Annotated in this window: 10 protein-coding genes, 3 tRNA genes and 1 riboswitch; of the genes, 4 read left to right on the top strand and 9 right to left on the bottom strand. The window is 42.7% G+C overall.

All coding sequences use genetic code 11. From position 1 onward, the window contains the following. Positions 1-14: 14 nt before the first annotated feature. From E0F88_RS12345 to E0F88_RS12380, 8 genes are all read right to left on the bottom strand, one after another. The gene (locus E0F88_RS12345; RefSeq protein WP_131958570.1) at positions 15-1,016 is read right to left on the bottom strand and encodes a glycosyltransferase; all 1,002 of its coding nucleotides are present in this window, start codon (positions 1,014-1,016) and stop codon (positions 15-17) included. Between the two features lie 72 nt (positions 1,017-1,088). Continuing rightward, positions 1,089-1,712: a polysaccharide deacetylase family protein gene (locus tag E0F88_RS12350; protein WP_131958571.1), complete on the bottom strand. Its 624-nt coding sequence runs from the start codon at positions 1,710-1,712 to the stop codon at positions 1,089-1,091. A 134-nt stretch (positions 1,713-1,846) separates the two neighbouring features. Further along, complete coding sequence (locus tag E0F88_RS12355; protein WP_131958572.1) at positions 1,847-3,355, bottom strand: glutamate synthase subunit beta; 1,509 nt, start codon at positions 3,353-3,355, stop codon at positions 1,847-1,849. 91 nt (positions 3,356-3,446) lie between these two features. Next, positions 3,447-8,030 carry a glutamate synthase large subunit gene (gltB, locus tag E0F88_RS12360; protein WP_131958573.1) on the bottom strand — a complete coding sequence of 1,528 codons (4,584 nt, stop codon included), beginning with the start codon at positions 8,028-8,030 and terminating at the stop codon, positions 3,447-3,449. A 395-nt stretch (positions 8,031-8,425) separates the two neighbouring features. Then, positions 8,426-8,848 (bottom strand): STAS domain-containing protein, encoded by a 423-nt coding sequence (locus tag E0F88_RS12365; protein WP_131958574.1) that lies wholly within the window; start codon positions 8,846-8,848, stop codon positions 8,426-8,428. Positions 8,849-8,895: 47 nt separating this feature from the next. After that, positions 8,896-9,837 (bottom strand): phosphoribosylaminoimidazolesuccinocarboxamide synthase, encoded by a 942-nt coding sequence (locus tag E0F88_RS12370; RefSeq protein WP_131958575.1) that lies wholly within the window; start codon positions 9,835-9,837, stop codon positions 8,896-8,898. A 16-nt stretch (positions 9,838-9,853) separates the two neighbouring features. Next, entirely contained in the window at positions 9,854-10,561 is a 708-nt protein-coding gene (locus tag E0F88_RS12375; RefSeq protein ID WP_131958576.1) for a hypothetical protein, read from the bottom strand. Positions 10,562-10,603: 42 nt separating this feature from the next. Beyond that, positions 10,604-11,422 (bottom strand): vWA domain-containing protein, encoded by an 819-nt coding sequence (locus E0F88_RS12380; protein ID WP_229213751.1) that lies wholly within the window; start codon positions 11,420-11,422, stop codon positions 10,604-10,606. A 273-nt stretch (positions 11,423-11,695) separates the two neighbouring features. Between E0F88_RS12380 and E0F88_RS12385 the strand changes: the two genes are divergently transcribed. The 3 genes from E0F88_RS12385 to E0F88_RS12395 all read left to right on the top strand — a co-directional run bounded on the left by E0F88_RS12385 (position 11,696) and on the right by E0F88_RS12395 (position 12,092). Further along, a tRNA-Ser gene (locus E0F88_RS12385) sits at positions 11,696-11,782 on the top strand. A gap of 75 nt (positions 11,783-11,857) precedes the next feature. Beyond that, positions 11,858-11,931: transfer RNA gene (locus tag E0F88_RS12390), tRNA-Pro, on the top strand. An 84-nt stretch (positions 11,932-12,015) separates the two neighbouring features. Next, a tRNA-Arg gene (locus tag E0F88_RS12395) sits at positions 12,016-12,092 on the top strand. Between the two features lie 82 nt (positions 12,093-12,174). Here E0F88_RS12395 and E0F88_RS12400 read toward each other — a convergent pair. Then, positions 12,175-12,741: an HD domain-containing protein gene (locus E0F88_RS12400; protein ID WP_131958578.1), complete on the bottom strand. Its 567-nt coding sequence runs from the start codon at positions 12,739-12,741 to the stop codon at positions 12,175-12,177. A gap of 158 nt (positions 12,742-12,899) precedes the next feature. After that, positions 12,900-12,993: riboswitch (SAM riboswitch) on the top strand. A gap of 82 nt (positions 12,994-13,075) precedes the next feature. Between E0F88_RS12400 and E0F88_RS12405 the strand changes: the two genes are divergently transcribed. Further along, positions 13,076-14,263: a cysteine desulfurase family protein gene (locus E0F88_RS12405; RefSeq protein WP_131958579.1), complete on the top strand. Its 1,188-nt coding sequence runs from the start codon at positions 13,076-13,078 to the stop codon at positions 14,261-14,263. Positions 14,264-14,270: the final 7 nt, after the last annotated feature.

Consider the following 14,270-nt stretch of genomic DNA (forward strand, 5'->3'; position numbering starts at 1 on the left):
GTTCATTTTAACTCTCAGTAAGTCCTGCCTTTCCAGGTCGTTTCTCCCGGAGACAGGTAAATAATTAGCATCCAGACGCAAACCGACATCAGATAAAACCAGAAGAAGAAAACGGTTTTCCAAAGGTCCTTTTGTTTCAAAAATACAACAGCAAACAATACCACGGCTGTTATCAGCGCATAATGTGATATTGCCATGTTCCAGCTTCGATGTGGATCCCAGATTGCGATAAGAGCAATAATGGGAACATATAAAGCAGACATGATTACACAGATACGGAGAATAAGCGGAGATTCCATGATGCCATACATCCATCTGCGCCTCTGTGTTTTTAATTCGGAAAAAGAATTCAATGGCTCGGAGTATGCCAGAACTTTATCGCTGTAAGTCTGAACAAATTTATATTTTGCCTTCACGATGGCCATAAAAAGGGCATAATCCTCAACGATTGAAAACCCGATCTTTTCATACCCTCCAACTTTAAAATAAGCCTCTCTTGTGACGGCCATATTGTTGCCAAGACCAGTCAGCGCAATTTTGAAAATGGAGAAAAAACGCAGTATGGATAATGTAAATAGCCATTCAAGTGATAAAAAGTCAGCGAATAGATGCGAGCGTTTCATTCTGGTCAGACCTACTACGACACCGGTGTTATCCTGAAAATGCTCCAGCATACTATAAATCCATGTTGATGGAACAGCAATGTCTGCATCACAATAGAAAAAATATTTGCCTTTTGCCTGATGCGAAAGCTGGGCAAGAACATTGGCTTTTCCTTTCAGCCCAACTGTGTGATCCTTTATTTTAAAATACCGATAAAGAGGTTTATCCAAAATAAAATTATGGATAATTTCTGCTGTTTTATCGCTCGAATCGTCATCACCAATGAGAATTTCTAACTGTGTTTTTGGGAAATCCAACTCAAAAAGTGACAGGAGACACCTCTCTATATTGTTTTCTTCATTACGGGCTGCCAACAATATGCTTACCTGAACCGGATTTTCTGAAAATGACATCTATTAAATTAAAAAGCGAAATCCGAGCCTGTAAAAGAAACGAGCCTAATGGCTACATTTTCCTGTTTTGACTCAATTCATGGGCAAAACATCAAAACTAAATCCTTTTTTCGTAAAATGTTCAAGAAATCGTGGAAGTGTGTACTGCATATTTTTAGAAGCTTTCACACTGTCATGAAAAAGGATGATCGAGCCGGGCCTGGTATACTTTATCGTTTTTTGCAAACAGATCTCAGGCGTAATCTGTGGTGAAAAATCTCCGCTCAAAACGTCCCACATGATAATTTTTCTGTTTTCCGGGATAAATTTCATCTGGCTGCTTTTCATTCTTCCATAAGGAGGGCGGAAAAGATTTGTATCAATACTCAGCTGTTTGTCACATAAGGCAATGTTTTCGATAAAGGTCTGGTCCTGTGTTTTCCAGCCATTCATGTGATTGAAAGTATGGTTGCCAACCGAATGTCCCTGATCAAGAAGCATTTGAAAAATATCAGGGTGCTTGCGGACATTGTCGCCTATACAGAAAAAAGTTGCTTTGGCGTCAAATGTTTTGAGCGTGTTAAGCACAAATTCGGTGATATCGGGGATAGGGCCGTCGTCGAAAGTTAAAAATAATTTATTTTCCTCGGTCGGTATATGCCAGATGTACCGGGAATAAAAGGCTTTTAACCAAAAAGGGGAATAGTGTAAAAACATCAACGGATTGATTGGCAACAGGTTTTGTAAAGATACGTATGATCTGTAAAATCAGATTCATTACGACTGAAAACTAAACAAAGAAACCGCCCTTTAAGACGGTTTCAATTCATATGCAAAATTAAATTTAAGCCTTAAACGTGTGCAAATGCAGGATTAAACATCGAAACGGCTTTCGCTTCCAGAAAAGATTCGCCCATCAGATACTCATCAACTGAACGGGCAGCCTCACGGCCTTCGCTGATTGCCCAGACAACCAATGATTGTCCCCGGCGGCAGTCGCCCGCTGCAAATATTTTCTCGTTCGTAGTCGACTGATATCCGTTTGCTTTGATATTTCCACGGTCGTCAAATTCAACACCCAGATCAGTAAGCAGACCTTCTTGTTGCGGATGAAGAAAACCTGCTGCAAAAAGAGCCAGCTCACATGGAATCGTTCTTTCGCTTCCAGCCACTTCTTTCATTTGCAGACGACCTGTCTCAGCATCTTTCTGCCAGTCAAGATCTACAATTTTGATTGCCTTTAAATGTCCGTTTTCATCCCCGATAAACTCCTTGGTATTAATCGACCAGTGTCTGTCGCAGCCTTCTTCATGTGAAGTTGAGGTGCGTAACATCATCGGCCAATTCGGCCAGGGCGTACTTGAGTCCCTGTCTTTTGGAGGGATGGGCATTAATTCAATCTGCGTGATCGATTTAGCTCCATGGCGCCCGGAAGTACCCACACAGTCAGAACCGGTATCACCACCACCAATTACAACGACATTTTTGCCCGTAGCCATAAGCTGACCATTGGTATATGCTGAGCCACGGTGGTCGACCACAGGGTCAATTCCGGAAACTCTTTTGTTTTGCTGACTCAAAAATTCCATTGCAAAATGGATTCCCTTAAATTGTCTTCCTTCAATTTTTACATCTCTTGGAATAGTAGAGCCCATCGTAAGCACAACGGCGTCGAAATCATTTTGCAATTCATCGGCCTTGATGTCCACGCCCACATTTACATTGGTGCGGAATTCGATACCTTCCAGCTGCATAACTTCAAGACGGCGGTCGATTACTCTTTTATCCAGTTTAAAATCCGGAATTCCGTAGCGAAGCAAGCCGCCAATACGATCTGCTCTTTCAAGCAATACAACTGTGTGTCCTGCCTGGTTAAGCTGACTCGCCGCTGCAAGTCCCGCCGGCCCCGATCCTACGACCGCCACTTTTTTGCCGGTGCGGTGTTTTGGGATCCGAGGCTTAACCAGGTTAAGTTCAAACGCCTTTTCAATAATGGATTTCTCAATATATTCTATGGCCACAGGCGGCTTGTTGATTCCCAGCACGCAGGAAGCTTCACAAGGCGCAGGGCAAATCCTTCCGGTAAACTCCGGAAAGTTGTTTGTCGAGGTTAGGATCTCATAGGCAAGAGCCCAGTTACTGTCGTAGACGGCATCGTTGAACTCCGGAATTATATTTCCCAAAGGACAGCCATTATGACAAAAGGGGATACCGCAGTCCATGCAGCGGGCAGCCTGTTGTTTGGAGTTGGAATCGGTGGGAGCGGTTTCAATTTCCTTATAATCATGAATACGCTCTTCAACTGCTCTTTTCTTAGGCAATTCCCTTTCAAACTCTAAAAATCCGGTTGGTTTTCCCATTCTTATATTTCCTTATTAAACGTGATTCAATTGGGCCAAATTAATTTCTATAACGCGCATGCTGAAAGCTGATCGCTAACAGCTACTGCTCTTAAAGGTGGTCAACATCAACAACGATATCCTGATAGACCACATTTTTATCAGCAATTTGCTGAGCCAGTGATATACCGCGGCCTTCCAAAGCTTTCTTGAAATCAGAAGGAAGCACTTTTACAAATAGCTTCACTGACTGCTCCCAATTTTGAAGTAGCTGGAACGCTACGTTACTGGTCGTGTATTGAAAATGTTTATCCAAATACTCGCGAAGTATTCCCTCATCTTCCGGATTCAATGGATCAAGTGCAACCATTTCCATATTAACCTTTTCTTTGAAATCACCTGCTCTATCCAACACATACGCAACACCACCTGACATACCGGCTGCAAAGTTCCGTCCTGTTTCACCCAGTACGATCGCCAGTCCGCCTGTCATGTATTCGCATCCGTGATCGCCAACGCCTTCCACTACTACCTTCGCACCGGAATTTCTAACGCAGAACCGTTCTCCGGCTGTACCGCGGATGTAAGCATCACCGGAAGTTGCACCATAAAATGCCACATTACCAACAATGATGTTTTCTTCAGGTTTGAATTTAGATTCACGGTCCGGATAGATTACCAGTTCAGCTCCGCAAAGTCCTTTTCCGAAGTAATCATTTGCATCTCCCTCCAGCTCGAGACGAAGCCCGGTTGTATTGAATGCTCCAAAACTTTGTCCTGCAGTACCACGGAACTTGTAATGAATCGTTCCTTTCGGAAGCCCGACGCCGCCGTAAATCTTTGATATTTCGTTTGAAAGCATCGTTCCAACTGCGCGGTTGAGGTTGTTCACAGGGAACTCACCATAAACTTCTTCTTTGTTTTCAAGCGCAGCCTTCGCCGATTTGATCAGATCCAGATCAATAATGCTATCAATTCCGTGATCCTGTTCTTCCTGTTTAAACTGAGCAACATTGATGCCGCCTTCTTTGTAAAGGATCGCATCGAAGTTTAAATTTTTATATTTCCAGTGTTTGATATCGTTACGCAGTTCCAGATACTGAGCCTGTCCAACCATCTCATTCACAGTACGGAAACCAAGCTGAGCCATAATCTCGCGAAGCTCCTCTGCCATGAAAGTAAACATGTTTACCACATGCTCAGGCTTGCCTGAGAATAAAGCCCGAAGTTCCTTGCGCTGGGTGGCAACGCCAACCGGACAAGTATTCAAATGGCATTTACGCATCATGATACAGCCTGCGGCAACCAGGGCAGCCGTAGCAACGCCCCATTCCTCAGCACCCAAAAGTGCCGCAACGGCAAGGTCTTTTCCTGTACGAAGCTGGCCATCAGCCTGCACAGTAACTCTTCCACGCAATTTATTTCGAACCAGTGTCTGATGAGTTTCGGCTAAGCCAAGTTCCCAGGGTAATCCGGCATGACGAATCGAGCTTAGGGGAGAAGCACCTGTTCCGCCGTCGTATCCCGAGATCAGAATATGGTCCGCATGTGCTTTTGCAACACCGGAAGCAACTGTACCCACACCAGCCTCAGATACTAATTTCACACTGATTCTGGCAGCACGGTTGGCATTTTTAAGATCAAATATCAATTGAGCCAAATCCTCAATCGAATAAATATCATGGTGAGGTGGGGGTGAGATCAAGCCAACACCCGGTGTCGAGTGACGCGTCCGGCCAATCCAGTCATCAACTTTGAATCCCGGAAGCTGTCCGCCTTCACCTGGTTTAGCACCCTGAGCCGTTTTGATTTGCAGTTCGCCTGCATTGCTCAGATAATGACTGGTTACACCAAAACGTCCGGAGGCAACCTGTTTGATCTGAGAGTTCATCCAGTCGCCGTTTGGCATCTTTTTGTATCTTAATTCATCCTCTCCGCCTTCCCCCGAATTGGATTTTCCTCCGATCCGGTTCATGGCAATCGCAAGGGTTGTATGCGCTTCCCAGGAGATCGAGCCAAACGACATTGCACCCGTCGCAAAACGTTTGAAAATATTCTCAACCGGCTCAACCTCATCGATTGGAATTGGTGTTCCCTTCTTGAATCTCATTAAACCACGCAGCGTAAGGGCCTTATGACTTTGATCATCAATCAGTTTTGAGAATTTCTTAAACTGCTCGTAACTATTGTTTTTTGTAGACTGCTGTAATAAGTGAACAGATTGCGGATTGAAAATATGTGCTTCACCACGTTGTTTCCACTGATAAAATCCACCCACTTCCAGTTTCGGATGTTGCTCGGGCGTTTCATGATATGCCACTTTATGGCGTACCAGAATTTCTCTGGCTATTTCCGAAATGCCCATCCCTTTAATACGTGAGATAGTCCCGGTAAAGTACCGGTCAACTACATCTTTGTTTAAACCGACACATTCGAAGATCTGTGCACCCTGGTAGGACTGCAAAGTTGAAATTCCCATTTTAGAGAAAATCTTAAGCAGTTCTTTATTGACAGCCTTGATATAATTGTAATGTAATTTTTCGTCAGTGAATCCTTCTTCAATCATGCCTTTCCTGTTCATGTAAGAAAGGGTTTCAAAGGCCATATATGGACAAACACCAGCGGCTCCGTAACCGATCAGGGTAGCAAAATGATGGGTTTCCCAAACATCTCCGGCTTCGACAAGCAGACCAACTTTTCCTCTCAGTCCTTCACGGATCAGGTGATGGTGAATTGTTGCTGTGGCAAGAAGAGAAGGAATTGGCGCGTGATCCGAATCAATGGCCCTGTCGGAAAGAATGATAATTTCAAAACCGTCCTCTATGGCGTCTACTGCATAGCGGCAGATGCGTTCCAGGGCTCTTTCCAAAGCCTTGCCACCTTCGTCAGCGCGGAAATAGGTGTTGATTGTTTTTGCCTGAAAACCGGCTTTGTCAACAAAACGCAGTTTGTCAAACTCATGCACTGTAAGAACAGGATGCTGCAGCGCAATCTGGCGGCAGTGTTTTGGTGTTTCTGTCAGGATGTTCTCGGTTCCTCCGACAAACGAGATCAGCGACATAATCGCACGCTCGCGGATTGAATCAATAGGCGGATTGGTAACCTGAGCAAAAAGCTGTTTAAAATAGTTGGAAAGATGCTGGCTTTGTTCAGACAAAACCGCCAACGGTACATCCGTACCCATCGAGCCAATCGCCTCCAGACCTGTTTGGCCCATTGGAGCAAGGATCATGCGCAAATCTTCCGAAGTATAACCGAATGCGACCTGCCGTTTCAGCAATGCATTTTCTTCATATGGCCGGTAGGTGCGTATTGGGTGATCCAATACATCAACGTGTAATTTATATTCGTCCAGCCACTGCTGGTAAGGCTGAGAAGAGCAAACGCTTGCTTTAACTTCTTCGTCAGGAATAATGCGGCCCTGCTCCATGTCCACAATAAACATGCGGCCAGGCTGTAAACGTCCTTTTGTAACCACTTTTGCCTGGTCTACATCCAGAACACCTGCCTCAGATGCCATGATGATGGTATCATCATCCAAAACCCAATAGCGGGAAGGACGAAGACCGTTTCTGTCAAGGGTTGCTCCAACCATTTTACCATCCGTAAAGGATATAGAAGCAGGACCATCCCAAGGTTCCATAATGGCAGCATGGTATTCGTAAAATGCTTTGCGTGCAGGATCCATCTGATCGTTGCCGTCCCATGCTTCCGGTACGAGCATCATCATTACATGAGGCAGTGAGCGTCCGGAAAGATGCAATAGTTCAATAGCGTTATCCAGATTGGCCGAGTCAGATTGATTTCTGTCACATATTGGCAGGATCATATCCATTTCTTCCTTGCTGAAAAATTCAGAAGAAAAAGATTTTTCTCCGGCACGGATCCAGTTCACATTTCCCTTAACGGTATTTATCTCCCCATTGTGGGCGATGTAACGAAAAGGCTGAGCCAGTTCCCATGCCGGAAAAGTGTTGGTTGCAAAGCGGGAGTGTACAACTGCCAGGGCAGATACAACGGCTTCGTTTTCCAGATCCGGGAAATAATATTTAAGCTGCGCAGTAGTTAACTGTCCTTTATATGAAATCGTGCGGCATGATAAAGACGAATAATAAAAACGTCCTTTTGAACCTTTTACCGTATCGGTAATCAATCTGGCTGAAACCTGACGTAGAATGTAAAGTTTACGTTCAAAGCCCAGATCATCGGTAACATCGTCCGGGCGTTTGATGAATAATTGCTCCACATGCGGTTCAACTGATAAGGAGCCTTCACCAAGCGTATTATTCAGCGTTGGCACTTTTCTGTATCCTAAAAGATGCAGACCCAGTTTTTTGATCTTACGGTTCAGAATATCCTTGCATTCCCCTCGCATGGTATCGTCATTGGGAAAAAAAATCATCCCCACACCATACTCACCTGCGGGAGGCAATTGAAAGCCAAGCTGTAAACACTCGTCTACAAAATATTCATGAGGTATCTGTATCAGAATACCGGCACCGTCACCCGTGTTAGGGTCAAAACCCGTAGCGCCCCGATGCTCCATGCGTTCCAGCATGTGAATAGCATCAGCTACGATCTGGTGTGACTTGCGACCTTTAATGTTGGCCCGGAAACCGATTCCACATGCATCATGCTCAAATTCCGGGCGATAAAGCCCCTGATTTTCTACCATTGGTTCAGACATTTGCGACATATATCGAAGAGTGTAGAGTAATTAACAAATTCGTATATAGAATTTTTATAAATAAGCACTTAAAAAAACTTGCTAAACCTCTATTGTATTATGCGTAGGGTAAAGCCACGCAAGATAATCATAAAAAATATTTGGTGTAATACCCGAATGGCAAAATTTTCTTTCTTGGGTTATTTTTGATATTTTATTTACAAATATTCTAAAAATATTGATAATATGACAAAGTATGCAACTATTTGTTACAAAAATGAAAATGAAAATTGTGGTATTTGTGGTTTGGAAATGTACTTTTAAATGAGTATAGTCTAAGATAATTCCCGGATAGTACCGTTAAAAAAATATCTCATCCCCGAAACAGAGATGAGATATTTATCAAATTTTATTAGTTCTGTTTGTCAGGGTTCGCTGGATTCGCTGACGCCTTCATAGTCTTCCGCGTCGTAATCATCGTCACCTGCGCCGAATTCATTTTCAAGATTGTTCATAAACACAGCGTCAATGGCTTCTTCTTTGGTAGGAAGTACCTGTAAGTCCGGAATTTTCAGTGCTTCCAATGAATCGATAAAATCATCATCACGGGTAACGATTACCAGCAGGCCCAGGTCATTAGCGCAGAGCCAGTTTACTTTCTTTAATATAGTTATGCCCTGCGTATCGACCGATTTGGTCATTTGCATATTAACAATCAGACTGTGATATCCTTCGCGAAACAACGACTTTGCTACTGTTTCGAAAGAAGCCGGAACCTCCTCTGCAAAAGCGGATTCTTCCAGCTCAATATATACGTATTGTTCTTTTTTTTCTAATTTATGGTTCATGGCACTTTTTGTTTTAAACCAAATTGATTTTATGCTTTAATAATCTGTTAAAAATTTTCAGTTGCTTTTCGGATTGCTGCTTCGATACGATCCACCGGATTTTCAGTTTTATTTTTCTGAAACTTAATGCCCGTCACTTTTTCATATAATTCAATATAGCGTTCAGAAATCAATTCGATCCATTCATCATCCATTTCAGGAATCGTTTGTCCGTCTTTGCCTTGAAAGCCATTTTGGATAAGCCATTCACGAACGAATTCCTTTGATAGCTGTTTTTGCGGAAGGTTTAAACGCTGGTTTTCCGTGTAAATATCTTTATAGAAATACCTGGAAGAGTCCGGTGTATGAATTTCATCGATCAGATAGATCATATTATCCAGTTTACCAAACTCGTATTTAGTGTCTACCAGTATCAGGCCTTGGTCGGCAGCCATTTCCGTGCCACGGTTAAACAGTGCGAGCGTATATTTTTCAAGATGCTCGTAATCCTGCTCACTGACCAAACCCTGTTTTAGAATATCTTCTCTTGAAATATCTTCATCATGACCCTGATGCGCTTTTGTTGTGGGGGTAATGATTGGCTGAGGTAATTTATCATTTTCTTTCAGTCCGTCCGGGAGTGTGACGCCGCAAACAGATCTCCTACCAGCGTTGTATTCCCGCCAGGCATGGCCGGCAAGGTAGCCGCGCACCACCATTTCGACCGGGAACGGCTGGCATTTGATGCCTATCGTAACGTTAGGATCCGGAACCTCTTCCAACCAGTTTGGAACAATATCCGCCGTTGCATTTAAAAAGTACGCGGCAATCTGATTTAATACCTGTCCCTTAAACGGAATGGCACGCGGAAGGATGACATCAAAGGCCGAGATACGGTCGGTTGCCACCATCACCAGATGTTTTTCAAAGGAATAAACATCACGTACCTTTCCTTTGTAAAAGGCTGTCTGGTTAGGAAATTGGAAATTTGTTGCGGGTATACTGTTCATTGGTTTTTTATAAAAATTACCATTCAATTTGGTCTTTCTGCTCCGGTTTTTTTGCGTATTGTTTTCTTCGGAGTTGGTAAATATATTGGGATTCGTTTGATTTCATCGCATCCAATATTGCTCGCGCCTGATCCTCAGACATGTTCATCTCTTTCAGGCTTTGCAATAATTGTTCTCGTTTTACATCCTGCTCCACCTGCAGATTTTCCTCTTTCGCAGCAGCAGGTGCGTTGCTGGTCGTTTGATTATTCTGGTGCTTTTTTGTAATCTTAGTTTCAGTCGGTTTCTCAATGCCCGAAAAATTCTTCTTTAATATGATATAATTATGCCGGGCCAGATCATTTCCCGGTTCAAGACGCAAAGCGGTTTTTAAATTAACCAAGGCAGTCGCCGTATCCTGTTTTCCAACCTGGATGAGCGCAATCTGCGCATTGGCTATGGATGCCAGTGTTTTGTCGTCAACTCTTCTTAACTGGCGGTAATATTTCAATGCAAGATCATGTTTGCCCGCAAGGAAATATGCATGCGCCAAATTCAGGCGCGCCGCCGGATCAGAAAAAATCGACCCATATGTAATCTGGTAATAAAGTTTGGCCGCATCCAGATATTTTTTATCCTCAAAAGATTTTTCGGCTCCCAGTTTACGCTCATTTGCTCTGGTAATAGAATCGAAGTTCTGGTTGTCCCATAGCCAAAGTAAAACGTAAAGAATCAATGCCGTCATGAAATTTTGGCTTTTTTGATCTGCAAAAATAAGAATAGATACTCAGAGACGAAACGTTCCGATAGTAATTAAAACATCCAGCAAGATCAAAATCAATGCTGCTCCCAAAAAATAATAGTATTTATTACTTACAACCGTCACAGTTCGGGAGTCTACCAGCGTGCCCTCCGCTTTGCTGACATCGTTAATCATCTGACCAACATCGTTTTTGGCATTATTTAATTCATAATATTTTCCCTTCGTGTTTGATGAAAAGGACTGGAGGAAATTTTCATCCAGTTTAGAAATTACAATTTTTTCATTTTCATCCATCAGCGTTTTTCCCTGTGACCGCAGACTGATTCCATTTATTGTTCCGACTCCCACCACATAGATGCCAATGCCAAATCGCCTCAGGTTATTGAAAAGACTTCTACTGCAGTCGTTTTTACTTTCACCATCTGAAAATAAAACCATCATTTTGGAGCGACCTGTCGGATCTGTTCCGTTCATAAGTTTGTTGTATGCGAGTTCAGTCGCAGAGCAAATATTCGTTCCGCTTGTTGGCAAAAGATCGGTTTGGAGAGACTGAATGAAAAGTTCGAGTGCAGCGGCATCATAGGTCAGCGGGACCTGAACGAATGCGTCATTTGAAAAAACAATAATTCCGATACGACTTGCTTTCTGATTCTGTATGAAATGATTCATCTCAAATTTTACCTTCTCGAGTCTTGAAGGATTTACATCAGCCGCATCCATGGATTTGGAAAGGTCTACAATCAGATAAATATCCTTTCCTTTAGCTGAAACTTCCTGGTCGGCCTCGCCAAAGGATGGTCCAAGCAAACTGATGATTAGTAGACCAAGAACGATACTACGCAAAAAAAGCTTGATGATAATGGTTCTTGCTGTAGTCTGTAGCTGTCGGGCAATGCGAATTGTGCGAATTATATAAGCAACATAGACAAGAATGAAAAAAAAAATAAAAAAATATTCAGTGGTACTTATTGGGTAATTCCAGTTCATTCTGAACGTTTTGTATAAATTAAAGTTTTTCAAAAATAGGCATTTGTAGCTTCTGGTAAAGTTTTTTTTAGAAATTGTTTGTTTTTCTGATTGACATCCCGCTATATTTGCAACCCAGAACGGAACGAAGGAGGGATGGGTGAGTGGCTGAAACCAGTAGTTTGCTAAACTGCCGTACTCGCAAGGGTACCGCGGGTTCGAATCCCGCTTCCTCTACAATGTTTCTGATTAGCAGAGATTTAATTTAAAGGATTGCAACTTTTTAATTAAATCCATTTGGTAAAATTACCGCGGGGAGTGGCGCAGCCCGGTAGCGCATCTGGTTTGGGACCAGAGGGTCGCAGGTTCGAATCCTGTCTCCCCGACAAATAACTAGGCAGTAGGCCGTATGCAGATTTCACTGCGAACTGCTGACTGCCTTTTTATTTTGTGAAGAATTTAAATTGTAGGGTCCCATAGCTCAGCTGGATAGAGCGTCATCCTTCTAAGATGAGGGCCATTGGTTCGAATCCAATTGGGATCACCAAGCACTTAACATTCATTTGTTAGGTGCTTTTTTAATTAGGCTGGTTTCGCTGGGTAGAGCGTATAAAATCAAAATCTTAACTTTACCTGGCATCTATTTGATTCAGTGCCAGCGATAGCTCATGACAGCTGGCGATCAGCAGATGAATATTGCCAATGCGCATCTGATCGAGAAGATCAATCATTTCACCAACATACACACGTGCAAAACCCGGATCGCCGGAGACAATTGATTTTGTATTATCGGTCAGGTCAGCATACTTTACAGACTGCACGAGATAATTTGTTTGTCCAAGTCTTGTTGCTTCTCTTTTTTTACGTTCTCTCCGGTTTAGTTCAGGATAATTTTCTTTTGTATAAACATCCGTTAGACCTATTATTCCGTCCATAATTGTTTTCACACTGCCGGTGCTGTATCCTATCCTTTTCAGTTCTGCACTCAGCTGATGCTGATCGCACGTTGTATCTTCGAGAACATCGTGACAAAAGGCAATCTCTATCACACCTTCATCTTTGATGTATGCCGATGCTAGTGCTGCAACAGCATAGGGGTGCGTCCAGTAAGGGGCGTGATCGTATTTTCTTTTTTGATCTGCGTGGCATTCCTTCATAAAGTCAAGAACTGCTCTTTGCTGACGATTCAACTGCATTTTTTTATCAAAGAATATTTTGTTATTCGACTAATAATCAATCACTATCCAAAACCAGGCTTTCGGAAACGCTGACATTTTACAACAAAACGTACAAAAACCAAACCAGATTTTGGTTTTGTAAAAAATAAAAACAATCTTTGTCTATCGAATTAGTAGATTTATAAAGAATGAAGGGAGAGGTTAGGCTCTATGATCTTCTGGCAACCTATGACCTGTTAAGGTGCCCCAACCTAATTCTAACGATAAATCTGAAACCCAAAAGCAAGAGTACCAGTAAATAAAAACAGGTAATTGTATTACCTGAATTGTTAATTTTAAATTCATTAAAAGAATGGAAATATACTGCGATAACGCAGCCACAACGGCAATTGATTCGGAGGTAATACAGGCAATATTACCTTATCTTACTACAAATTATGGTAATCCTTCGTCGGGTCATTGGGCGGGGAGAAAAGTAAAGGAGGCCATTGCTTCGGCCAGACAAATAGTTGCTAATCTGTTAGGGGCCGAACCGGAAGAAATCTTCTTTATGTCGGGCGCGACCGAGGCAAACAATCTTGCTTTATCAGGAGCGATTCAGGCAAATGACATCACGCACGTAATTACCAGCAAAATCGAGCACAAGGCCGTTCTTCAGACTTTGGCCAGATATGAGAAAGCGGGAGATATTGAAATTAGCTTTGTGAGATTAGACGATTTTGGTAATGTTGATTTAAAACATTTAGAGAATTTACTGAATGCCAATCCTCAGACACTGATCAGTCTGATGCACGGAAACAATGAAATTGGCAATATCACAGACATTTATGCAATCGCAGATCTTGCAAAACGCTATAATGCAATTTTTCATACCGACACGACTCAGACGATAGGTAAACTTGCTTTTAATCTTAAAGAAGCCAACATTGATTTTCTGGTTGGATCGGCCCATAAATTTCATGGTCCAAAGGGAGTTGGGTTTATCTACATCAACAAAAACAACAAAATTAAACCGATCATTACCGGTGGCGGTCAGGAAAAGGGACAACGGGGAGGAACGGAGAATGTTGTGGGAATTGTTGGTTTAGCCAAGGCGCTGGAGTTGTCCTACCGTAGTAAGGCTATCGTACAAAACCATGTGACAGGACTGAAAAAACATTTTATTTCCCGGCTTGATGACCTCACGATCGGAGGTATCACCTTCAATGGTGAAAGCAGATCACTTACTAAAAGCCTGAGTAATATTGCAAGCGTTGCCTTTCCTTGCTTATCTTCCGGAAGCCTGGTTAACAGACTGGATGCATTAGGCATAGCAGTTTCCGGTGGAAGTGCCTGCTCGAATCTAGCCGATGGCGGCTCGCACGTAATCGCGGCAATTTATAAGAATCCGGATAAGGAAATTGTGCGTTTCTCTTTTAGTAAATTTAATACAATAGAGGAAATCGATCATATTGTGAAGGCAATTATCCGAATTTATCAGTCAGACCGAATTGAAGAACAGAGTGAAAGCCTAAGTAAAACACTTAATCTGGCATCTTGATTAAAAA

Source organism: Dyadobacter psychrotolerans, assembly GCF_004349265.1.
GTDB lineage: Bacteria > Bacteroidota > Bacteroidia > Cytophagales > Spirosomataceae > Dyadobacter > Dyadobacter psychrotolerans.

Coding starts and splice junctions, on each gene's coding strand:
- E0F88_RS12355 (WP_131958572.1), bottom strand. CDS start 3,355: ATGGGAAAACCAACCGGATTTTTAGAGTTTGAAAGGGAATTGCCTAAG.
- E0F88_RS12405 (WP_131958579.1), top strand. CDS start 13,076: ATGGAAATATACTGCGATAACGCAGCCACAACGGCAATTGATTCGGAG.
- E0F88_RS12365 (WP_131958574.1), bottom strand. CDS start 8,848: ATGAACCATAAATTAGAAAAAAAAGAACAATACGTATATATTGAGCTG.
- gltB (WP_131958573.1), bottom strand. CDS start 8,030: ATGTCGCAAATGTCTGAACCAATGGTAGAAAATCAGGGGCTTTATCGC.
- E0F88_RS12345 (WP_131958570.1), bottom strand. CDS start 1,016: ATGTCATTTTCAGAAAATCCGGTTCAGGTAAGCATATTGTTGGCAGCC.
- E0F88_RS12375 (WP_131958576.1), bottom strand. CDS start 10,561: ATGACGGCATTGATTCTTTACGTTTTACTTTGGCTATGGGACAACCAG.
- E0F88_RS12350 (WP_131958571.1), bottom strand. CDS start 1,712: ATGTTTTTACACTATTCCCCTTTTTGGTTAAAAGCCTTTTATTCCCGG.
- E0F88_RS12370 (WP_131958575.1), bottom strand. CDS start 9,837: ATGAACAGTATACCCGCAACAAATTTCCAATTTCCTAACCAGACAGCC.
- E0F88_RS12400 (WP_131958578.1), bottom strand. CDS start 12,741: ATGCAGTTGAATCGTCAGCAAAGAGCAGTTCTTGACTTTATGAAGGAA.